20 protein-coding genes and 1 tRNA gene are annotated in these 21945 nt (G+C 62.5%); 9 read left to right on the top strand and 12 right to left on the bottom strand.

Annotated features, from left to right (window positions below; translation table 11 throughout):
* Window position 1 precedes the first annotated feature (1 nt).
* From PQT43_RS15995 to PQT43_RS16010, 4 genes are read left to right on the top strand one after another with little or no spacing between them, the layout of a single operon-like run.
* The gene (locus tag PQT43_RS15995) at window positions 2-478 is read left to right on the top strand and encodes a formate dehydrogenase subunit gamma (RefSeq protein ID WP_110651103.1); all 477 of its coding nucleotides are present in this window, start codon (window positions 2-4) and stop codon (window positions 476-478) included.
* The gene (locus tag PQT43_RS16000; protein WP_253084314.1) at window positions 478-2037 is read left to right on the top strand and encodes an NADH-ubiquinone oxidoreductase-F iron-sulfur binding region domain-containing protein; all 1560 of its coding nucleotides are present in this window, start codon (window positions 478-480) and stop codon (window positions 2035-2037) included. The genes PQT43_RS15995 and PQT43_RS16000 overlap by 1 nt, the downstream gene beginning before the upstream one ends.
* The gene (gene fdhF / locus PQT43_RS16005) at window positions 2034-4931 is read left to right on the top strand and encodes a formate dehydrogenase subunit alpha (protein WP_272754284.1); all 2898 of its coding nucleotides are present in this window, start codon (window positions 2034-2036) and stop codon (window positions 4929-4931) included. The genes PQT43_RS16000 and fdhF overlap by 4 nt, the downstream gene beginning before the upstream one ends.
* Complete coding sequence (locus PQT43_RS16010; protein ID WP_102862704.1) at window positions 4928-5149, top strand: formate dehydrogenase subunit delta; 222 nt, start codon at window positions 4928-4930, stop codon at window positions 5147-5149. Before fdhF ends, PQT43_RS16010 begins: the two co-directional genes overlap by 4 nt.
* A gap of 40 nt (window positions 5150-5189) precedes the next feature.
* Here PQT43_RS16010 and PQT43_RS16015 read toward each other — a convergent pair whose 3' ends face one another.
* Window positions 5190-5555: a hypothetical protein gene (locus PQT43_RS16015; RefSeq protein ID WP_272754285.1), complete on the bottom strand. Its 366-nt coding sequence runs from the start codon at window positions 5553-5555 to the stop codon at window positions 5190-5192.
* 234 nt (window positions 5556-5789) lie between these two features.
* Here PQT43_RS16015 and PQT43_RS16020 point away from each other — a divergent pair.
* Window positions 5790-5865, top strand: a tRNA-Thr gene (locus tag PQT43_RS16020).
* 336 nt (window positions 5866-6201) lie between these two features.
* Here PQT43_RS16020 and PQT43_RS16025 read toward each other — a convergent pair.
* Both PQT43_RS16025 and PQT43_RS16030 read right to left on the bottom strand, forming a co-directional pair.
* Window positions 6202-6486, bottom strand: a complete 285-nt coding sequence (locus PQT43_RS16025) for a type II toxin-antitoxin system RelE family toxin (RefSeq protein ID WP_047301036.1) — start codon at window positions 6484-6486, stop codon at window positions 6202-6204.
* Between the two features lie 10 nt (window positions 6487-6496).
* Window positions 6497-6730, bottom strand: coding sequence for a type II toxin-antitoxin system Phd/YefM family antitoxin (locus PQT43_RS16030; RefSeq protein ID WP_221178206.1), 234 nt, complete (start codon window positions 6728-6730; stop codon window positions 6497-6499).
* 275 nt (window positions 6731-7005) lie between these two features.
* On the opposite strand from PQT43_RS16030, the gene PQT43_RS16035 reads away from it, so the two are divergent.
* Both PQT43_RS16035 and PQT43_RS16040 read left to right on the top strand, forming a co-directional pair.
* On the top strand, window positions 7006-7392 hold the full coding sequence (locus tag PQT43_RS16035) for a c-type cytochrome (RefSeq protein WP_253084365.1): 387 nt from the start codon (window positions 7006-7008) through the stop codon (window positions 7390-7392).
* 31 nt (window positions 7393-7423) lie between these two features.
* Complete coding sequence (locus PQT43_RS16040; RefSeq protein WP_272754286.1) at window positions 7424-8554, top strand: lysozyme inhibitor LprI family protein; 1131 nt, start codon at window positions 7424-7426, stop codon at window positions 8552-8554.
* A gap of 70 nt (window positions 8555-8624) precedes the next feature.
* Here the strand turns inward: PQT43_RS16040 and PQT43_RS16045 are convergent, their stop codons facing one another.
* Entirely contained in the window at window positions 8625-9320 is a 696-nt protein-coding gene (locus PQT43_RS16045) for a tetratricopeptide repeat protein (RefSeq protein ID WP_267269235.1), read from the bottom strand.
* 5 nt (window positions 9321-9325) lie between these two features.
* Window positions 9326-9991 carry a hypothetical protein gene (locus PQT43_RS16050; RefSeq protein ID WP_267269234.1) on the bottom strand — a complete coding sequence of 222 codons (666 nt, stop codon included), beginning with the start codon at window positions 9989-9991 and terminating at the stop codon, window positions 9326-9328.
* Window positions 9992-10126: 135 nt separating this feature from the next.
* Here PQT43_RS16050 and PQT43_RS16055 point away from each other — a divergent pair, with 135 nt between their 5' ends.
* Window positions 10127-10975, top strand: coding sequence for a hypothetical protein (locus tag PQT43_RS16055; protein WP_267269233.1), 849 nt, complete (start codon window positions 10127-10129; stop codon window positions 10973-10975).
* 80 nt (window positions 10976-11055) lie between these two features.
* Here the strand turns inward: PQT43_RS16055 and PQT43_RS16060 are convergent, their stop codons facing one another.
* The 3 genes from PQT43_RS16060 to PQT43_RS16070 all read right to left on the bottom strand — a co-directional run bounded on the left by PQT43_RS16060 (window position 11056) and on the right by PQT43_RS16070 (window position 13692).
* Window positions 11056-12339: an OprD family porin gene (locus PQT43_RS16060; RefSeq protein ID WP_102882160.1), complete on the bottom strand. Its 1284-nt coding sequence runs from the start codon at window positions 12337-12339 to the stop codon at window positions 11056-11058.
* A 240-nt stretch (window positions 12340-12579) separates the two neighbouring features.
* Window positions 12580-12969, bottom strand: coding sequence for a nuclear transport factor 2 family protein (locus PQT43_RS16065; RefSeq protein WP_060842195.1), 390 nt, complete (start codon window positions 12967-12969; stop codon window positions 12580-12582).
* A gap of 27 nt (window positions 12970-12996) precedes the next feature.
* Window positions 12997-13692 carry a DsbA family protein gene (locus tag PQT43_RS16070; protein WP_265074052.1) on the bottom strand — a complete coding sequence of 232 codons (696 nt, stop codon included), beginning with the start codon at window positions 13690-13692 and terminating at the stop codon, window positions 12997-12999.
* A 262-nt stretch (window positions 13693-13954) separates the two neighbouring features.
* On the opposite strand from PQT43_RS16070, the gene PQT43_RS16075 reads away from it, so the two are divergent.
* Window positions 13955-16054 carry a TonB-dependent receptor gene (locus PQT43_RS16075; RefSeq protein WP_272754289.1) on the top strand — a complete coding sequence of 700 codons (2100 nt, stop codon included), beginning with the start codon at window positions 13955-13957 and terminating at the stop codon, window positions 16052-16054.
* Window positions 16055-16113: 59 nt separating this feature from the next.
* On the opposite strand, the gene PQT43_RS16080 is transcribed toward PQT43_RS16075, so the two are convergent.
* The 4 genes from PQT43_RS16080 to PQT43_RS16095 all read right to left on the bottom strand — a co-directional run bounded on the left by PQT43_RS16080 (window position 16114) and on the right by PQT43_RS16095 (window position 21740).
* Window positions 16114-16314, bottom strand: coding sequence for a hypothetical protein (locus tag PQT43_RS16080; RefSeq protein ID WP_102862685.1), 201 nt, complete (start codon window positions 16312-16314; stop codon window positions 16114-16116).
* A 247-nt stretch (window positions 16315-16561) separates the two neighbouring features.
* Window positions 16562-17668, bottom strand: a complete 1107-nt coding sequence (gene aguA, locus PQT43_RS16085; RefSeq protein ID WP_272754290.1) for an agmatine deiminase — start codon at window positions 17666-17668, stop codon at window positions 16562-16564.
* Window positions 17669-17673: 5 nt separating this feature from the next.
* Complete coding sequence (gene aguB, locus PQT43_RS16090; RefSeq protein WP_102862683.1) at window positions 17674-18552, bottom strand: N-carbamoylputrescine amidase; 879 nt, start codon at window positions 18550-18552, stop codon at window positions 17674-17676.
* A 269-nt stretch (window positions 18553-18821) separates the two neighbouring features.
* Entirely contained in the window at window positions 18822-21740 is a 2919-nt protein-coding gene (locus PQT43_RS16095) for an aminotransferase (RefSeq protein WP_272754291.1), read from the bottom strand.
* Window positions 21741-21945: the final 205 nt, after the last annotated feature.

A 21945-nucleotide genomic window follows, 5' to 3' on the forward strand; every position in this document is an offset into this window, starting at 1 on the left:
TATGCCTGATGAAACACTGCATCTGCCGTTGATCCACACCCTGCTGGAGCGTCACAAAGGCTCCCCGGGTGCGCTGTTGCCGATTCTCCATCAGATTCAGGAAGAGCTCGGCTACATCCCCGATCTGGCCGTCCCCGACATCGCCCATGCGCTCAATCAGAGCCAGGCGGAAGTGCGCGGGGTGATCAGCTTCTACCATGATTTTCGTACCGCGCCACCGGCGCGGCACATCCTGCGCCTGTGCCGTGCCGAGTCCTGCCAGAGCCGCGGCGCCGAGCAACTGGCGGCGCAACTGCGCGCACGCCTGCAACTGGACGACCACGGCAGCAGCGCCGACGGTTCCATCAGCCTGCGGCCGGTGTACTGCCTGGGAGCCTGTGCCTGCTCGCCGGCCCTGGAGCTGGATGGACAACTGCATGCCCGAGTCAGCGCCGAACACCTGGACGCGCTGCTGGACAGTTGCCGGGAGGACGCGTGATGCCGAGCCTCTATCTGCCCTGTGATTCCCTGGCCCGGGCCGTGGGCGCCGACGCGGTGGCCGACGCCATCGCCGCCCAGGCCGAGCAGCACCAACTGCCGCTGCAACTGCAACGCACCAGCTCCCGAGGCCTGTACTGGCTGGAACCATTGCTGGAAGTCGATACCCCGGACGGACGCCTGGGCTTCGGCCCGGTGAGCGTCGCCGACGTGCCCTCGCTGCTGAAAGCCCTGCAAGACGCCCCCACCAGCCATCCCCTGGCCCTGGGCCGAGTCGAAGACCTGCCCTACCTGAAGAGCCAGCAACGCCTGCTGTTCGCCCGCGCCGGTATCACCCGGCCGCTGTCCCTGGCGGACTATCGGGCCCACGGCGGCTTCGAGGGCCTGAGCCGTGCCATCGCCCTGGGCGGTGAGCAGACCGTGACCGCGGTGCTCGACTCCGGCCTGCGCGGCCGCGGCGGCGCGGCCTTCCCCGCCGGGATCAAATGGCGCACCGTGCGCGACACGCCGCAGCAGCAGAAGTACGTGGTGTGCAACGCCGACGAAGGCGACTCCGGCACCTTCGCCGACCGCATGCTGATGGAAGGCGACCCGTTCCTGCTGATCGAAGGCATGGCCATTGCCGGCATCGCAGTCGGCGCCAGCTACGGCTACATCTACGTGCGTTCGGAATATCCCCAGGCGGTGGCAACCCTGCGCGAGGCCCTGGACATCGCCCGGGATGCCGGTTACCTCGGGGCCAATGCCGGCGGTAGCGGCCAGGCGTTCGACATGGAGGTACGGGTCGGCGCCGGGGCCTATATCTGCGGCGAGGAAACCGCGCTGCTGGACTCCCTGGAAGGCAAGCGCGGCATCGTTCGCGCCAAGCCACCGATCCCGGCGCTGCAAGGCCTGTTCGGCCAGCCGACCCTGGTGCACAACGTGCTGACCCTGGCCTCGGTGCCGCTGATCCTGGAAAAGGGCGCGGCGTTCTATCGCGACTACGGCATGGGTCGCTCCCTGGGCACCATGCCCTTCCAACTGGCGGGCAACGTGCGTCACGGCGGCCTGGTGGAACGGGCCTTCGGCCTGACCCTGCGCGAGCTGGTGGAAGGCTACGGCGGCGGTACCGCCAGTGGCCGGCCGCTGAAGGCTGCGCAAGTCGGCGGCCCGCTGGGCGCCTGGGTGCCACCGGCGCAGTTCGATACACCGCTGGATTACGAAGCCTTCGCCGCCATGGGCGCGATGCTCGGCCACGGCGGCGTGGTGGTGGCCGATGACAGCCTGGACATGGCCCACATGGCGCGCTTCGCCCTGCAATTCTGCGCCGAGGAATCCTGCGGCAAATGCACCCCGTGCCGCATTGGCTCGACCCGCGGCGTGGAGGTCATCGACCGCCTGCTGGCAGCCCCCGATCAAGGCCGCCGCGATGAGCAGGTGCTGATCCTCAAAGACCTGTGCGACACCCTGCAATACGGTTCGCTGTGCGCCCTGGGCGGGATGACCTCCTACCCGGTGGCCAGCGCCCTGAAGCACTTTCCCGCCGACTTCGGTCTGCAGCCCTCGGAGGCCGACCAATGATCAGTATTTTCGACCCTGCCACAGACATCGACCTCAATGCCGTGGACTTCGGCACCCCGGCCCGCGACAGCCAGGTGCAGGTCAGCCTGAACATCGACGGGCGCAGCATCAGCGTGCCCCAGGGCACCTCGGTGATGCGCGCCGCGGCGCTGATGGGCACCACCATTCCCAAACTCTGCGCCACCGACAGCCTGGAAGCCTTCGGCTCGTGCCGCATGTGCCTGGTGGAGATCGACGGCATGCGCGGCTACCCGGCCTCCTGCACCACCCCGGTCAGCGAAGGCATGGTGGTGCATACGCAAACGCCGAAGCTGGCGACTCTGCGGCGCAACGTGATGGAGCTGTACATCTCCGACCACCCGCTGGACTGCCTGACCTGCTCGGCCAATGGCAACTGCGAACTGCAGACAGTGGCCGGCCAGGTGGGCCTGCGGGAAGTGCGCTACGGCTATGACGGCGCCAACCACCTGGACGATCAGAAAGACAGCTCCAACCCCTACTTCGACTACGACCCCAGCAAGTGCATCGTCTGCAACCGCTGCGTGCGCGCCTGCGAGGAAACCCAGGGCACCTTCGCCCTGACCATCAGCGGCCGCGGCTTCGAGTCCCGGGTCGCGGCGGCCGGTGGCGACAACTTCCTGGACTCCGAATGCGTGTCCTGCGGCGCCTGCGTGCAGGCCTGCCCGACGGCGACCCTGATGGAAAAAAGCGTGGTGGAAATGGGCCAGCCGGAGCGGGCAGTGATCACCACCTGCGCCTACTGCGGGGTGGGCTGCTCGTTCCGCGCCGAGATGAAGGGCGAACAACTGGTGCGCATGGTTCCGGACAAGAACGGCCAGGCCAACCACGGCCATTCCTGCGTCAAGGGCCGCTTCGCCTGGGGCTACGCCACTCACCCGGATCGCATCACCAAGCCGATGATCCGCAAGCACATCAACGACCCGTGGCAGGAAGTCAGCTGGGACGAGGCGGTGACCTACGCCGCCAGCGAGTTGCGGCGCATCCAGTTCAAGTACGGCCGCGACTCCATCGGCGGCATCACCTCCAGCCGCTGCACCAACGAAGAAACCTACCTGGTGCAGAAGCTGGTGCGGGCGGCCTTTGGCAACAACAACGTCGACACCTGCGCCCGGGTCTGCCACTCGCCCACCGGCTACGGCCTCAAGCAGACCCTGGGGGAGTCCGCCGGGACCCAGAGCTTCGACTCGGTGATGCAGGCCGACGTGATCCTGGTCATGGGCGCCAACCCCAGCGACGCCCACCCGGTGTTCGGCTCCCAGCTCAAACGGCGCCTGCGTGAAGGGGCCAAGCTGATCGTCATCGACCCACGGCGCATTGACCTGGTGGACGCGGTGCACGCCCGCGCCGAGTTGCACCTGGCCCTGCGCCCGGGCACCAACGTGGCCATGCTCAATGCCCTGGCCCATGTCATCGTCACCGAGGGCCTGGTCAATCAGGCGTTCGTCGACAGCCGCTGCGAGCCGCAAGCCTTCGCCCAATGGAGCGCCTTCGTCAGCCGCGCCGACAACTCGCCGGAAGTGCTCGGCGCGATCTGTGGCGTACCCGCCGCCGATATCCGCGCCGCCGCGCGCTTGTACGCCACCGGCGGCAACGCGGCGATCTACTACGGCCTGGGCGTCACCGAACACAGCCAGGGCAGCACCGCGGTGATGGGCATCGCCAACCTGGCCATGGCCACCGGCAACATCGGCCGCGAAGGGGTCGGGGTGAACCCGCTGCGGGGGCAGAACAACGTCCAGGGTTCCTGCGACATGGGCTCCTTCCCCCACGAACTGCCGGGCTACCGGCACATCTCCAACCAGGCGGTGCGCCAGGAGTTCGAGCAGGCCTGGAACGTCACCCTGCAAGCCGACCCCGGGCTGCGCATTCCCAACATGTTCGAAGCGGCCCTGGGCGGCAGCTTCAAGGGCCTGTACTGCCAGGGCGAGGACATCGCCCAGAGCGACCCCAACACCCAGCACGTGACCGCGGCCCTGTCGGCCATGGAATGCGTGGTGGTGCAGGACATCTTCCTCAACGAAACCGCCAAGTTCGCCCACGTGTTCCTGCCGGGCTCCTCGTTCCTGGAAAAAGACGGCACCTTCACCAACGCCGAACGGCGCATCTCCCGGGTGCGCAAGGTCATGGAGCCCCTGGGCGGCAAGGCCGACTGGGAAGGCACCCTGGCCCTGGCCGCAGCCCTGGGTTACCCGATGCACTACAACCATCCCTCGGAAATCATGGATGAGATCGCCCGCCTGACCCCGACCTTCACCGGTGTCAGCTACGCCAGCCTGGACCGCCACGGCAGTCTGCAATGGCCGTGCAACGACGCCGCGCCGGACGGTACGCCAACCATGCACATCGACGAGTTCGTGCGCGGCAAGGGCCGTTTCATGCTCACCGGCTACGTGCCCACCGACGAAAAGGTCAACGGCCGCTACCCGCTGCTGCTGACCACCGGCCGCATCCTCAGCCAGTACAACGTCGGCGCCCAGACCCGGCGCACCGACAACGTCGCCTGGCACGCCGAGGACCGTCTGGAAATCCACCCCACCGACGCCGAGAGCCGGGGCATCAACGAAGGCAACTGGGTGGGCATCGGCAGCCGCGCCGGGCAGACCGTGCTGCGGGCCCGGGTTACCGAGCGGGTAGCGCCGGGGGTGGTCTACACCACCTTCCACTTCCCCGAATCGGGGGCCAACGTGATCACCACCGACAACTCCGACTGGGCCACCAACTGTCCGGAGTATAAGGTCACGGCGGTGGAAGTCAGCCGCGTCTACCACCCTTCCGAATGGCAGAAGCGCTACCAGGCCTTCAGTGAAGAACAGCAGAGTCTGCTGGACAAGCGCGGCCGGTCCCGGGGCGGCAAGGCGGAGGTGCGTCGATGAGTACCGCCAACCTGATCAAGATGGCCAACCAGATCGCCGCGTATTTTGCCAACGAGCCGGATCAGGCGCAGGCGGTGCTCAGCGTGCGCAATCACATGCAGATGTTCTGGACCCCGGCCATGCGCAAGGAACTATTGGCCTGGCAGACCGAGCAGCAAGGCGCCGAACTGCATCCGTTGGTCCAGCAAGCAGTACGTGACGCGGGCTGGGAGGCCTAGGCAAAAGCTCCCTGGCCGGCTAACCCCCGGCCAGGGACACTCACTGACCGGGGCAACGCCGATCCGCTGGAGGCCTGGACGGGACCGCCAGCGGCAGGGTTGCCCCCACGTAGGACGGCAGCTTCGGCGCGAAACGCGGCAGCATGTCGATCTGCCTTGGCTGCAGTGGACACTGCGGATAGTTGATGTTCGCCTGTTGATCGCTGCCGAAGCGCCCGGCCTTGGCCAAGCGCTTGCTGTCACCCTGGCAACCGGCATAGACCTCACGCACCTCGCCATTGGTGATCACCCGCAACTGCGCCGTCGGCACACCCAGGGGCGGCTCCGAATAAGGCTCCACCGGCTTGACGCTACAGGCGCCGAGCAACGACAGCAGCGCCAGCAAGGGAATATTTCCAGGTTTCATGACTGATCTTTCCATTGTCTGAAGCGGTATGAGCGGCTGAGCAGGCTATCGGCCGAGTGGGGGCCGTCTGCACTGAATCATCGGCTATCCGCCGATGATTCAAAGCCTCCTCGCGCTTGAGCCCCAGAGTGCCTGGGAACGCTAGGTATAGAGCCCGCATAGGCCCACGCAAAAATAGTCAGATTTCAGGGGTTTACAGAACCCCGCCAATCGCTATAATCGTCGCCCTAACACGCCGGTATAGCTCAGTTGGTAGAGCAACTGACTTGTAATCAGTAGGTCCCGGGTTCGACTCCTGGTGCCGGCACCATACAAAACAAAGCCCCTGCAGAAATGCAGGAGCTTTGTTGTTTTCGTGCTTCCGAAAAGCCTCACGTCATGTCGTGAGAGCGTCCACAAATTGTCCACATCTACGCTTTCGCTTCCTGGCATGCCCATCATGTTCGTCGAGACTGGGGATTTGCTCGTCGTCAACATACGACCTATGCCTCTAGCCATTTCGAGCAGGTCATTTGCATCGAACTTGATCGACACGCAACCAGAAGGACAAGGAGCGCCCACGTGGCAAGCACCCAGTAGAGCTCCCTCGAAGGGCCAAGGTGATGGAAGGTTGGATGAAAAACCCCGCCGAAGCGGGGCTCAAGGGTCAGACTCGCCTATTAGCGGCCTCATAGACTTCATCGTCGCGTCTGGCCCCAATGCACAGGACCAGCACGATCTCAGAACCTTGGATCCTATAGACGATGCGAACATCACCTGTCCGAATCCGGCGGTGACCGGCGAGAGCGCCGCGAAGGAGCTTGCCGATCTTGTCTGGCTCGCCTTCAACGATCCGCTCCCGGATCACCTTAAGGACTCTTTTTGCCTCAGCTCTACCTAACTGAGCAAGATCTTGCTCAACATCAGGGTGAAACCGAACGCTCCAGTTCATTGACTATTGCCTACTTGAAGCGAGCCTCCATGTCCTCAAGGCTCACTGTGTTCTGTTCGTCCAAAGTGGACAGGCGCTCAATGGCCAAACGCTCAGCGCGAAGATCTTCGAGTTCGTCCTGCAAAGCTTGGTAGGCGTCTACACCCACCAGCACAGCTGCTGGCTCGTTATCCTTGAAAATCACCAAATGAGTGACTTCACCGCTCGTAACTTCCTTCAGTTTCGCGCTAAAGCCTCGAACCATCGCTGTAGCGGACACTGCCTGCTCAGCTCGGTCTAGGAGTGCACTCATGCTCTATTGCCTCGATTCATCACTCAGTTCGTTCGTCTTTGTCAGTTCATTATCAGTCGGTGTTGCGGCACGCGCACCCTCAATATACGCAACATTATGCATACAACAATACACATCAAAAAATAACGATGAACGGAACCACGTGTGAACCTAACTGTTTTGGCTATCCATCTGCACCGCACTTCATGCTCCAATACCCGCCGATCCCCGTTGTACACAGGCCGCCCATGAAGTCCATTTCCCTATCGATCCTGACCCTGTTGCTCAACTCCCTGCTGTTCAGCGCTCCGGCCCTGGCCGGCGATGCCGAAGCCGGTGGCAAGCTGTTCAAGCGCTTGTGCAGCGGCTGCCACAATATCGGGCCTTCGGTGCGCAGTTCGTTCGGGCCGCAGCTCAACGGCATCATCGACCGGCCGGCAGGCAGTGCCACGGACTATCAATATTCAACCGCCATGAAGTCGTCGGGCATCGTCTGGAGCCGGGACAAGCTCATCCAGTACCTGGAAGATCCAAAAGCCGTGGTGCCCGGTACGCGGATGATTTTCTGGGGGCTGAGCGATGAAGAAAAAATCGATAATCTGCTGGCCTATCTGCAGACCTTCCCCTCCCCCTGATCCAAGCTCGTTTGCCTACAAGGATGTTTTGATGAAGTTTCCTCTGCTGTCGCTTGCCGCCACGGGCCTGGCCCTGGCTGCATTCATGCCCCAGTTGCAGGCCGCCGGTTTCGACTGCGCCAAGGCCTCTACCCGGGTGGAGAAAACCGTCTGCGATACGCCGACCCTGTCCGCCAAGGACGATGAGTTGAACCGCCGCTATAAGGAGCTCAAGCACCTGCAGGTGTTTCGCTTGTTGCAAACCCAGTGGCTGCGGGAAGTGCGCGACACCTGCATCGACAGCGACTGCCTGGAGTCGGCCTATCGGGCCCAGGTGAAAATGCTCACGCTGTTGCCGATCCCTCCGGCTCCCGGCAAAGGCGAGCTGCTGCCAATGGACCCCACCCATCAGTACCGCCTGCAGGACCCTGATGACTGGCAGCGTTTCACCCTGGCCAAGTTCACCGCCGCTCCGGCGCAAGGCGATCAGCAGATCGTCGACGCCCAGGTGCTGGATGGCGTGCTGCATGTGGTGCTGTTCGTCGGTCAGTACCAGAGGGGGCGGGAAGGCTATGTCGGCACCCTCTACGAATATGCCGATGACCAGCCCGGCCTGCATCCCATTGCCCGGGATATCGGCTTTGTCGGCTGGGCCTCTCCGGGGTCCAACGATCAGGGCCTGCGCTTCGCCGGCATCGTTGACGGGGTGTTTTACTACCGCCAGCGCAGCGGCGGCGAACTGCAGCAAGGCATGCGCTATCGCCTGGGCTCGCGCAGTGCTCCCGAAGCCAGCCAGCAGCTGTTCCAGTCGCTCTCCAACACCCTGCGTCATGCCCGGGCGCGGGTCGGCCAGGATCTGAATCAGGAGAACTACAGCCTGTCCCTGGACTACGACCGGCAGAGCAACAACACCTACTCCGAGAACGTCACCGAGCACAACGACGTCGAGGCCGGCTGGAGCATCGTCAATCCCACCTGGAGCGAAACCCGCCCGGTGATGTACTTCGATAACGAAGGGCCGCGGGCCTGTATCTGGCGGGTCGACGTGCAGTACAAGGTGCTGTCCAAGATCGTCCCGGAGCATGAGGCGATTTCAGCCCGTCCTGTGGATATCCATGGCCGTGAGGCGGTGGTGTACCTGGAAGGCGATCAGCTGAAGTTCGCGATCAATCCGGATGACTGACGGGCAAGGTTGCTGAACAAAAAGGCTCGCCATACGGCGAGCCTTTTTCATTGCGCCGGCAAGGCTTTGCTCAAGGCAGGCTGATCTTGTATTCGGCCAGCTTGGCCTGGTGCTGCGGTTCGACGTACTTCTGGTCCACCCGCTTGGCGAACTGGGTAAAGTCGGCGCGGGCATCGTCGGTCAGGCCCAGTTTTTCGTAGGCCAAACCCCGGTGGTAGAAGGCCCAGGCGTAGTCCGGCTGCTTTTGCAGGCCGGCGCTGTAGGCTTCGGCCGCCTCACGGTATTGGCCCAGGTCGTAGAGGGTCTGGCCCAGGTGGTAGTAGGTCGGCATGTTGAAGCCGCTGCCCTTGCCCGCCTCGCCCAGGTTGGCGTCGAGGTTGGACTGCACCAGTTCCAGGGCCTTTTGCGGGTTGCCCGATTCACGATAAAGACGGCTCAGGTCCAGCACCGCACGGGCATCGGGTTTGGGCCCCAGCTCGATGGATTTTTCCTTGGCGCTGATGGCTTCCGGGTAACGCTTGAAGCTGGCGTAGGCATCGGACTGCAACCAGTACACCAGGCTCTGCATCGGCTTGGACAGTTGGTTTTTCGACAGGCACAGGTCGGCCTCTTGCAGCACCACATCGAACTTCTCGGCCTTGGAAGCCTGGCCCACCAGGCGGCAATGGGCGTAGTTAATCTGGTCCTGGCTCTGCAGGCTGGCACAGCCAGTGACGGCAAGGGCACACACAAGCAGGATCGACCCGCGTACAGACAATGAAGGCATGTTTTTCAATCCAGCAGGTGAGCGTTGAGGTCAGGGCGATAGACCTGCAGCAGCGGCGCGGTAACCGTGCCCTGCAGGCTGCAGAAGATCGTGGTGCGATCCGAGATCGGCGCGCTGGCGATGCCTTTGTCGATGCTCAATACCCGCTCGACGAAACCGAACGGCGTGGCCACGCCGCCGCCGACCAGACCTTCGGTGCGCCAGCTGTCGATAGGGTCACCCACCCGGCGGATCTCCACCCGGACCATGGCGCTGCGGTCTGCCTTCAGGCGGTGGTTGTCCACCAGCAGAGGTTTGAGCGCTGCGGCCACTTCACGGGGCTCACCCTCGGCAATAAACCCCCAGAACAGCAGGTTACCCACCGACTTCAGCGACTGGGCTTCGTTGTAGTAGCCCACCAAGCGCACGCCGTTGACCAGCAGCGGCTGTTCGAACGCCTGGTAGCGTCCGCCTTCCTGCAAGGGGTTCAGGACCTTGGGCGCACTCACCGCGCCGTACTTGGCGACGGTCAAGGTCGCGGCCGGCAGTTGGGCGGTGTTCAGGCTCTGGAAAAACTGCGCATCGCAGCGTGAGAACTGGCTGAGCAACTGCTCGGATGCAGTCGCTGGCTGGCCGTGGGCGATGCTGGCGACGCTCAGCAGGCACAGGCCGGATAACAGGGTACGGAACATCGAAATCATCCGTGACAGGAAGGAGCCGCGGACTGTAGCAAGATTGATATCGACCAACCACTCGCCGAAAATCCCGCTGCCCCGTGACCAGGCCATTCATGGCCAGACCTCCCTGCCCCCAAGGACCACCCGCAGATGGAACTGTCAGAAAGACTACTGAAAATCCTCAAGAACAACCCCAGCTGGATCGGGCGGGTGTATGAGTCATTCATCATTTCGGCGATCAAGGACTTCGAGCGCAACAATCCGCCGGCCCATAGCCCTGACTTTAAGCCAGAGACCAACCGTAGGCCTTACGGTTACCTGCACAACAAGCTGTTCGACCCGGTCAGCGAAGACAATGGCGAAAGCGATGTGGCGGATATTTACTTTGGCTATCCGCAACCGCTCCTGGATTCGTGCAAGGTCACCACTGATCCCCTGAACGAAGACAAAGACTGGTTCTGCCGAACCACCTGGAACGGCTGGGCGGTGGAGGTCAAAACCAAGCTCGTCGACAAGACAGAGCGACCTCTTCGTCACCTGGCCTATGCCAACAAACTGAAAACCGCGCTGCCGGTGTCTCCCAAGGCAGCCTGGATGCAGACCCGCAACGGCAAGGAATTAACCAGTAATCAGCTCAAACGACGCTGGGCAGACCTCTACGTTTATATCCTCTACCAACTCGACGACGGTATTCCGGACTTCACGGGCGCTACCGGCACCTACATCATGGTGATCCCGACCTTCATCTTGAATGAAGCCTTGAAAGACACTGGCGAAAACGCGGAAACCATACAGCTCAACAAGCTCATGAAGGTTCTGGCCCCTCACCACCTGCGCTACTTCACCTACCTGACGGAACACATTCCAGGGAAAATGCTCCAGCTCGCCAGTGAACATTGGCAAGAAATGTTTGCCTACAAGCGCGAAGGCGACGCCTTGAAAAGACAGTGGTACGAAAACATCCACCTGCCCTCTCTGGCAAAACCCCGCAAGCGATAACCGAACATGAAAAAGCCCCGAACCAGTCGGGGCTTTTTTGCACGACAACCACCCAGAGTCAGGTGGTGATCAAACGCTCATCAGAACACGTTGATCGGGTAGTCGACGAACACACGCAGTTCGTTGCCACCTTTGTTGTACTCATACGACTTCTGCGACACACGCAGAACCGAGCTGCGCACTTTGACGCTCAGGTCCTTGGCCGGGCCGCTCTGCACCACGTACTTGAGCTGGTTGAAGATTTCTCGCTCGCTGCCACCCGTGCTGTTGACGGTGGTGATGTTGTCGCCACGTACGTAGGCCACGTTGTAGGTCAGGCCCGGTACGCCGAAAGCGCCGAAGTCCAGACCGTAGCCCAGTTGCCAGCTGCGTTCGTCTTCCGCGTTGAAGTCGGACCAGTAGGAGTTGGCCAGGTAGATGGTGTTGCCGCCATCACCCACATAGCCGGACTTCTGATAACCGCCATAGGCGTAGCCCAGGTGGCTGTCGCCGGTGCTGCGCTGATGGGCGACGGTGAACGAGTGCGGGCCAGTGGCGAAGGTCGCCGCCAGGCTCCAGATCTTGTTGTCCTGGCCGCCGGCGTTGAGGTCCTTGGCGAAGGATTTGTCCAGCTTGGTGCGGTAACCGTTGAAGTCCAGGGTCAGGGACTGATCGGTGGCCAGTGGGAACACGTAGTTCAGGTTCACGTATTGTTTCTTCAGCACGTCTTCGACGTCGGAAGCGTACAGCGCGCCCTTGAACTGTTCGGTGAACTGGTAGCTACCGCCCAATACGTTGATCGACTTCAGACCACCGCTGTCACGGCCTTCGGCGCTCTTGCGCGATTCGGCGGTGAAGTGACCGGCGTTCAGCTCCAGGCCCTTGATCTCCTTGGAGGTGATCAGGGTGCCGGTGTAGCTTTCCGGCAGCAGACGCGAGCTGTCGTAGTTGAGTACCGGCAGGGCCGGCATCTGGTCACCGTAGGTCAGCACAGTGTTGGACAGACGGAACTTGACCGCCGCACCGAACTTGCTCAGGTCATCGGCGGCGTTGCCGCTGTCGCCTTGCTTGAAGAAGTCGATACCGCCAGCGCCGCTGCGGCCCTTGCCGCCGTCCAGGCGCAGTGCGTACAGGCCGAAGGCGTCAACGCCCACGCCCACGGTGCCCTGGGTGAAACCCGAGGAGAAGGTGCCGATGGCAGCCTGGCCCCACTCGGCCTTGTCCTTGTTACCGTCTTTGTAGTCACGGTTGATGTAGGCGTTGCGCAGCAGCACTTTCAGGCTGCTGTCTTCGACGAAGCCCTTGGCATCGGCCTGGCCGTCGGCCATGGCCTGTGTAGCGCTCAAAATCCCCAGTGCAATCAAGCAGATCCGCTGTTTCGACATTTTATTTTCCTTATTACGGTTTGATGACGCGCTGTGAGCTCTTTCGGCTATGGCGTTTGAACGCTCTTCTACCGTCGAAACAAAAAAGCCCGACCGCGGGTGATCGCGACGGGCCTTTTATTATTCTGAAATATGGCTCTTGGCCACAGGCGTTGGGGGCGAATCCTATCTGCGCCCTGAACAACGTGTCAATTTCGTGAATCGTCTTTGAATAGCTGAAAATGTTCTAAGAACTTCGGGCTAGAGCATTGCCAGCTGCACGCTATGGCTGTCGACGAATTGTTCGAAGTGGGTGACTTTGCCGTTTTTGAGGGTCCACAAATGGGCCACTCGCACATCGATCGGCTTGCCCGAGGCCTTGTAGATGCCTTGGTAGTTGCCATAGGCGAACACCTTGTCGCCTTGGGCCACATAGTTTTCCACCTTGAAGGTGAAGTCCTGCCATTCCGAGCCCAGGCGCTTGAAAACATGCTCCAGCACCGCCTCGAAACCGACGTAGGTGCCGGCATAGGGAAAGCCCGCCGCTTCGGTCCAACGCGCATCCGGGGCCAGGGCCGCAGCGGTGTTGCGCGCATTTTCCTGGGAGTTGGCACCTTCATAGGTGCTTTTGATCAACGCTAGGTTATCCATGGGTGACTCCACGCAGGTCAGGTGAGATCAAAGCGCACAACCGTCCAGGCCACAGGCCTGGAGCGCGCCATGTTGAGGGTCGCTACTGGCCCCCTGGGAAGCCTTCAGCCACTGCGCGAAGGCCTCGGGCTTGCCCAGCCAGGGGCTGATGTCGAGCAACTGATAGCGACCGTCCCGCTCCAGCGCCAGGGTTGGGAAACCCTGGCCGCCAACTTTGGCCAGCAGCGCCCGGCTGCTCTTTATATGCTCGTCCAGCTCAAGGGCCACCGCCTGATCGTAGGCGACGGCGAACGGTTGTGGAGCAAACCCCAGGGTCTGCGCCAGTTCCAGCAGGACGTCGCGATCGGCAATCCGCCGGCCCTCCAGGTAATGAGCCGTCTGCAGGCGCCCCAGCAATTCCAGTCCACGACCGCCCAGGGCCTCGGCGGCCAATACAGCAGCGATCGGCGGTGCCGAGTCGAACACTGCCGTGTGGTCACGCAATAGACCCTCGAAATAGGCCTCGCCAAAAGGTTGCCCTGTGTACTCGGCAATGCGTCGGTCATGGGGCATGACGTAATCACGCAACTGCGGCGACACCGGCTGGCGGTTGCGACCGGTCATCATGCCACCGGCATGGGCCACCACCGGCACCACTGCCTGGGCAGCCTGGACCAGTGGCTTGGCGCCATAGCACCAACCGCACAGCGGGTCATAAATGTAGTGAAGGGTGGCCGAGGACATAAGGGACTCCAACAGGATCTTGAGCATTCGATGGCCCGCAGACTATGCCCCGCACGCCAGGGGAAAAACCTCGAAATGGCTTTTAGTCTGTTGCTGTATCCGGTCGAATCAGTCTGTTTAGCCTGTGTATGCGGGCAGATACGGCGCCGACACAATTAGAAACAATAGTGCAAAGGAACTTTTAGCGAATAATTAACATAAGTAAATAGCACGCATTATCATTCGCACCCCTTGACTCACCTTCCTTTCGGATGCGCTTCAGATGCCTGCCCATTTCCGCCTTACGCCCCTGTCACTGGGACTCTGCACCCTGCTGACCGCCGGTTTTGCCTGTGCTGCCAGCACCACCCTGCCAACGACCTCCATCAGCGCCGAAGCCGAGGCCGACCCCGACGATCCCCGGGTCAAGGAAGTCAGCACCGCGACCCGCACCGCCACCGCCGCGCGCTATGTGCCCCAGGCCATCGACACGATCAAGACCGCCAACGTCCTGGACTACGGCCACAACGATCTGGGCAGCGCCCTGAGCGGCATTCCCAACGTCAGCAGCGGCTCCGACACCCGCTTCGACAGCCTGCGGATTCGGGGTTTCGATGCCAGCAACGACTTCTACCTGGACGGCATCCGCGACGACAGCCAGTACGTGCGCGACCTGCACAACATCGAGCGCATCGAAGTGCTCAAGGGCCCGGCGGCCGTGCTCTACGGCCGTGGCAGCCAGGGTGGCATCGTCAACCGGGTGAGCAAGCTGCCGGAGTTCGGCCGCCGCTCCAGCGTCGAAGTCCAGGGCGGCAGCCAGGACCTGCGCAGCCTGTACGCCGACCTCAGTGCCGATCCGACGGAGAACCTCAGCCTGCGCCTGAACCTGGGCAATCAGGACCAGAACAGTTTCCGCGACGGCGTCAGTGGCAATCGCCAGCTGTTCGCACCGTCCATGAGCTGGCAACTGACCCCGGAGCTGAACTGGCTGGTGCAGTACGAATACAGCCGCTACAACCGCACCCCGGACCGCGGCATTACCAGCCTCAACGGACGCCCGGCGAACGTCGGTCGGGAAACCACCTACGGCGACCACCGCGACTACATCGACGACAAATCCCAGTCCTTGCGCTCCAAGCTGACCTACGAGCTCAACGACAGCTGGCAACTGCGCCACACCTTGGGGGTATTCAAGCTCGACAGTGACTTCGACAACACCTACCAGACCGGCTACAACGCCAGCACCGGCAAGGTGCAGCGCCAACGCTGGCAGCAGGATCTGAAGACGCGCAACATCTACAACAACACCGAACTCGAAGGCCGCTTCGACACCTTTGGCCTGGAACACCGCCTGCTCACCGGCATCGAGATCGGCAGCCAGCGCCGCGACCCGATCCTCTACAACCCTGCCACCACAGGCCCCGGCAGCCAGGCCGTGCCCGCCGTCGACCTGTACAACCCCAACCCATACCAGAGCCATACCGGGCGCATGCAAGTCTGGAGCAACAACCACACCGAGGTCGAAAGCCGGGCGCTCTACGTGCAGGACCAACTGCGCCTGAACGATCAATGGCAATTGCTCGCCGGCCTGCGCTACGACAACTTCGATGTCGAGACCACCAATCGCAAGAACGGCGTCTCCGACAGCCGTGACAGCAACAGTGTCAGCCCGCGCCTGGGGGTAGTCTGGACGCCGCTGGAGCACCACTCGTTCTATGCCTCGTGGAGCAAGTCGTTCTCGCCGGTGGGCGGCGGCCTGATCGGTATCACCCCGAACGCCGCCGGTAACGGCAACGACCTGAGTCCGGAGCTGACCCGACAGAAGGAAGTCGGGGTCAAGAGCGACTGGCTAGGCGAGCGCCTGAGCACCACCCTGGCGGTGTATGAGCTGGAGCTCTACAACCGTCGCACCCGCGATCTGCTGGACCCCAGTATCACCTTGCTCACCGGCCTGCAACGCTCCCGGGGTATCGAGTTGACTGCCAACGGCAAGCTCGTCGGCAACTGGTACCTGCGCGGCGGCATCGGCCTGCAGGACGCGGTGGTGGTCAAGGACAACAACGGTTTCGAAGACAAGCGCGTGAACAACGTGGCCAAGCGCAACGGCAGCCTGTTCATCACCTGGAAACCGGAACTGGGCTGGTACGCCGAGACCGGCCTGACCCTGGTGGGCGACCGCTACGCCGATGGCGCCAACACCGTGGTGCTGCCGGGCTACGGCCGTTGGGACGCCCTGGCCGGCTACCGGCACAAGGACTGGGACGTGCGCGCGGCGCTGAACAACATCGCTGACCGCGAGTACTACAGCTCCGCCACCAGTGCCTTCCAGATCCAGCCGGGGGAGCCCCGTAGCCTGGTGGTCACTGGCAACTACCGCTTCTAAACGACCGGCCAAAAAAAAGCGCTGCCATCCCGGCAGCGCTTTTTACAATCCGTCGTTTTCTATCCTTTCACCACATCCCACAGTGCCTGCAGTTCCGCCTCGCTGAGCAATCCAGCGGGGTAACGCTCAACGATGATCCGGCGCGGATCAGGTTCCCTGATCTGACGCGTTCCATTGGACTTCAACCATTGCGCCAGAACCTGCAGCGACTCGTTATTCATTGCCAAGGGATGGGGTGCCCGCTCGCTGACCATATTCATTCCAGCGCTCTCTCCTGGTATCTGAGCGGCCTAACTTATCCAAGGTTTATGACAGAACAACAAAAGTTCCACCTGTCTCAGAATCACCACGAAGCAGATACAAGAGCTATGCCAAAGTGCCAGGTGGCTCGACGTACGGCCATGAAAAAGCCCGCAACCCATCTGGGCTGCGGGCTTGCTGAAAAGCACCAGGTGCGGAATCGGTCCGACGCCGTCAAACAGGCAACACTATCTGTTACAACGGCACTCAAATTCGCTGCGGCGCGGGCTGCTGTTGGGTAAGGCAATGGATATTGCCGCCACCCAGTAACAGTTCGCGCCCCGGCACCATCACCACTTCATGCTCGGGAAACAATTCCTGGAGGATGGCCTTGGCCGGTGCATCCATCGGGTCGTCAAAACTCGGCGCAATGATCCCGCCGTTGACGATCAGGAAGTTCACGTAGGAACCCGCCAGGCGCACGGAGGGATTACGCTCCTGGCTGCCTTGCACGGCATCGACACCGGCGCATTCCTCTTCGGTGGCATACAAGGGACCGGGAATCGGCATCTTGTGCACCTTGAAAGTGCGGCCCTTGGCGTCGCGGGTGTTTTCCAGCACCTGCATGGCCGCTCGGCAGCGGGGGTAGTTCGGGTCCTGGGGATCGTCGGTCCAGGCCAGCAGCACTTCGCCCGGGCGCACGTAGCAGCAGAAGTTATCCACATGGCCGTCGGTTTCGTCGTTGTACAGGCCATCCGGCAGCCAGACGATCTGCTCCACCGCCAGGTGCTCGCGCAATACCGCCTCGATCTGCTCACGGGACAGATGCGGGTTGCGGTTGTGATTGAGCAAGCATTCCTCGGTGGTGATCAGCGTGCCTTCGCCGTCGACGTGAATCGAACCGCCCTCGAGCACGAAGCCTTCGGTGCGGTACTCCTGGCAACGCTCGATCTCCAGCACCTTGCTGGCCACCTGCTCGTCACGGTTCCACGGCGCATAGAGGCCGCCTTCGAAGCCGCCCCAGGCGTTGAAGCCCCAGTGCACACCACGCACTTCGCCGCTGTGGTTGATGACGAAAGTCGGACCGGTGTCGCGGACCCAGGCGTCATCGCTGGACATCTCCACCACGCGGATGTTGGGTACGTCCAGGCGCGCCCGGGCATTTTCATACTGGCCCGCTGAGACGGCCACGGTCACCGGTTCGAAGCGGGCAATGGCCTTGGCCACCGCCGCGTGGGCGGCCTGGGCCGGCTTGCCGCCCAGGCGCCAGTTGTCCGGACGCTCGGGCCAGATCATCCAGGTTTGGGTCTGGGTCGCCCATTCGGCCGGCATGTAGAAACCGTCGGCGCACGGCGTGCTGTGCAAAGTGCTCATAGTGTTCAGGACTCCAGGGAACCGTCGAGGGTTTTCAGCGCGCCATAGAGGTTCGGACGACGGTCACGGAAACTGCCCCAGGCGCTGCGGATGTGCTCGAGCTCGTCGAGGTCGAAGCTGTGCACAAGGATACCTTCTTCGGTTTGGTTGAGCTCCTGAACCTTCTCGCCGAACTGATTGGCGATAAAGGACGAACCGTAGAAGGTGATGTCGTAACCGTCCTGCTCTTCGTTGCCGATGCGGTTGCTGGCGATCAACGGCATCAGGTTGGCCCCGGCATGCCCCTGTTGCACTCGCTGCCAGTGGTCGCGGGAGGAAATGCTCTGGTCGTGGGGCTCGCTGCCGATGGCGGTCGGGTAGAAGAGGATTTCCGCGCCTTGCAACGCCATGCTGCGGGCGCACTCGGGGAACCACTGGTCCCAGCAGATGCCCACGCCGATCTTCGCGTAGCGGGTGTTCCACACCTTGAAGCCGGTATCGCCCGGGTTGAAGTAGTACTTCTCGTGGTAGCCGGGGCCATCCGGGATATGGCTTTTCCGATAAATCCCCAGGTTGCTGCCATCGGCATCGATGATCGCGATGCTGTTGAATCGCGCACGCCCCGCCAGCTCGTAGAAGCTGATGGGCAGCACCACTTGCAACTCCCTGGCAACTTTCTGGAAGTGCGCGATGGCGACGTTGCTATCGACCGTGGTGGCCAGTTGCAGGTAGTCCGGGTTGGGCTTCTGGCAAAAATACGGGGCCTCGAACAACTCCTGGATCAGGATGATCTGCGCACCTTTGGCGGCGGCTTCACGGACCAGTTTTTCGGCGGTTTCCAGATTGGCCTCAAGGTCCCAGGAACAAGCCATCTGGGTAGCGGCGACGGTAACGATTCGGCTCATGGAACAACTCCCGGGCAATGGACGCGGTCGATGACAACGGATAGGAAAAGGACGGGGCACGACAAGGTCGCGCCTGACGACGGCCACTTTATATCCGATAAATATCGACTTTAGAAGCCGAAGAATTCTTAACCGCGAAAAATATCCGACAAAATACCGATAACAATCGAATAATCACAAACACATTCGCCGGCAAGCCGGCCCCCACAGAAAGGTGTAGGAGCCGGCTTGCCGGCGAATGGAGATGAACGCAAGCGAACGACGAGCCCTTACAGATCTTCGCCCAGCACCTTGTCCAGCATGTCGACGAAGAAATCCACGCTTTGCCGGCTGGTGACCATCGGCGGCTTGATCTTGAGGATGTTCAAGTGATCGCCGGTGGGTTGCATGAAGATCCCCAGTTCCCGCAGGCGATCACACAGCAGGGTGGTCTCCTCGGTGGCCGGTTCCAGGGTCTGGTGATTGCGGATCAGCTCCAGCCCCAGGTAGAAACCGGAGCCATGCACCGCACCCACCAGGGGATGCAGATCCTTGAGCGCCTCCAGGCGTTGCCTGAAATGTTCACCCACCACCCGGGCGTTCTCCCAGAGGCCCTCCTCCTGCATCACATCCAGCACGGCGATGCCGATGCGGCAACTGACCGGGCTGCCACCGGATGAAGAGAAGAAGTAGCCCTCGGCCTCCAGCGCCTCGGCAATCTCGCGACGGGTGATCACCGCCCCAAGGGGCTGACCGTTGCCCATGCCCTTGGCCATGGTGATGATGTCCGGCACCACGCCCTGCTCTTCAAAGCCCCAGAAGAACTTGCCCATGCGGCCATAGCCCACCTGGACCTCATCGGCGATGCACACGCCACCCCGGGCCCGAACCCGTTCGTAGACTTCCTGCAGATAACCCGGCGGCAGCGAGATGCCCCCGGCATTGCCGTACACCGGCTCACAAATGAACCCGGCCAACTGGCGATGCTGCTCATCCAGCTTGTGCAACTGCTGGTCGACGCTGCGCAGGTACTGCGGTGTGCTGTCCTGGCCGCGGAACTCGCCGCGATAGGTGTTGGGCGCCGTCACCGGGTGCACCCAGTCGGGACGGCTGGTGAGGGCCTGGGGATTGTCGGCGATGGAGGTCGACACCGCGTCGGCCGCCACCGACCAGCCGTGATAGGCCTCCAGCACGCTGAGCATGTCGCGCCCGCCGCTGTAGGCCCAGGCCAGGCGAATCGCCAGATCGTTGGCTTCGGTGCCGCTGTTGACCAGAAACACCCGATCCATGGAGTCCGGCGCCAGGGCCAGCAGGCGCTCGGAGAACTCGGCGATCGCAGCATAGTGAAAACGCGAGTTGGTATTGAGCAGCGACCATTGGCGCGCCGCCTCGGCGGCCATGCGTGGGTGACCGTGGCCGAGCACCGCGACGTTGTTGAGCATGTCCAGATAGGACCGCCCTTGCATGTCGATCAGGTGATTGCGCCAGCCGCGCTCGATCCGCGGCGGGTCGACGTAGTAGTGCTTTTGCGAGCGGGCAAAGCTGGCATCGCGACGCTCCAGCAGGGTCTGCGGGTCCAGCTCCGGCTCGGCATCACAGGCCAGCCCCAGCAGCGCGGCCGGAGAAGGGCACAGCGCCTGCCAGGCAGGCGCCCGGGAAGGCGTACAGAACAGCGGCGGATCCAGCTCGGCCGCTCGACACAGCTGTACCTTGAGCCGACCGTCGGCTACCACGGCCCCCAGCACCTGCCCCTTGACCAGGGCCGCCCCCGGGTGCAACGACGGCTCGACGCCCCACAAGCGCACGCTCAACGCCGGGCCATCCAGGCGCAGCAGGCCGTTCTCGGCACGGTGCAGCACACCGGCGAACGGTGCTTCTACCGGCGTGCCTGCCGGCACTTGCAACTGCACATGCAACGGGCAGGTTTGCGGCTCCAGGGCGCTGTCGGGGCAGGTCCGCGACAAGCGGTACTGGCCATAGCGACTGGCGGCCAGGCCATGGGCAACAGCGGCTTCGGCCAACAGGCGATCATCGATCCCCGGCTGCTCCCAATTGCCGGCTTCGAAGTGCGGGCTGAGCACGCCCAGGTCGATCAGGGCGAACTCGCGCCCTACCAGGCTCGGCAGCAGCGGAACGAAGCCGTCACTGCCAATGGCCGGCAGCGACTCCCCGACAGCGCTGAGAATGGCCGCTTCCATGAACTCGAAAGACACGGAGCTGGCGACCCGGAAAATCTCCCACTCGTGGTGCAAATTGGCGCGGCTGTAGGCGTTGCCCGGATCGATGCTGACCTGCTGCTCGCCACTGAGCACCAGCACCGCGGCGCGGGCCACGATCAATGGCCAGAGCGCCAGCAGCTCGGCCCGTTGCAGCGGGTTGACCTGGTGATAGGCCTGGATCGCCGGCAGGATGCGCAGCGGATCGCCCTCGGCGTGATGCAGCAGTGCGGCGCACGTCACCGACAGATCGGTGATGCGCCAGGTACGGATCAGGTCGCCGAAATCGATCACTCCCTGCAACTGCCAACGGCGCGCGGCATCCCGCTGCCAGACCACGTTGTCGTCGGTGATGTCCATGTGGATCGCCTGTACCGGCAACTGTTCCTGCAGGGGCTGCAGCCGACGTTCGGCGCGCTGCGCGGTGTCAGCGATCAAGGCCCGTTGCTGCGGGTCCTGGATGACTGGCAACAAATGCCCGATCAGCGCCTGGGCATGCCGGGCATCCCATTGCAGGGTGCGTTCGAGCCCCGGATGCTGGAAACCTTCCAAAGCCAGGTCCATCTGCCCGCAGAGCCGGCCCAGGCCCGCCACCAGCTCGTTCCCCAGGTGCGGCAGGTGGGTCAGGGAGCGACCCTCTATATAGTCGAGCAACCGCACGTGCAGCGCTTGCCCGGCAATCTCCAGGGACAGCAGGTCCGTACCGTTTTTGGCCGGAATCACCCTGGGCACTCGCAGATCGGGGTATTGCTGCAGGTGCTTGAGGCCCGCGTGCTGCGCTTGCAACTCCAGGGCCGAGTAGTCGCCGCGGCAGATCTTCAGGACAAAGCGGCCCCGGGGACTGTCGAGGCGATAGTTGAGGTCCTGCTGGCTGCCCAGAGACTGCAAGGTGCCTTGCAGACCGTAATGGGTTTCCAGCAACTCCAGCGCTTGCTGTGCAGTGACCTGTGGGCTGGGCAGACTGGCGCGGTGGATCAAGGTGGCGAGCAACATACAACGATCCCTGGAATTGTTATAAGCCGCTTATATCGCCATTGCCCAAGGCGTTACGCAAGCCCAAAGAACGGGAAACAGACAGGCACCGTCCCCGCCTCAACCCTGCACTTTGCGAAATTTCCGACCGCTCGCGGTGAAATCGACTGATGGCGCCTATTGCGCCTAAGACGTCGTGTCGACAAGCTATGCTGCATTTTTTGCA

The organism is Pseudomonas sp. BLCC-B112 (assembly GCF_028550695.1).
Lineage (GTDB): Bacteria > Pseudomonadota > Gammaproteobacteria > Pseudomonadales > Pseudomonadaceae > Aquipseudomonas > Aquipseudomonas danubii.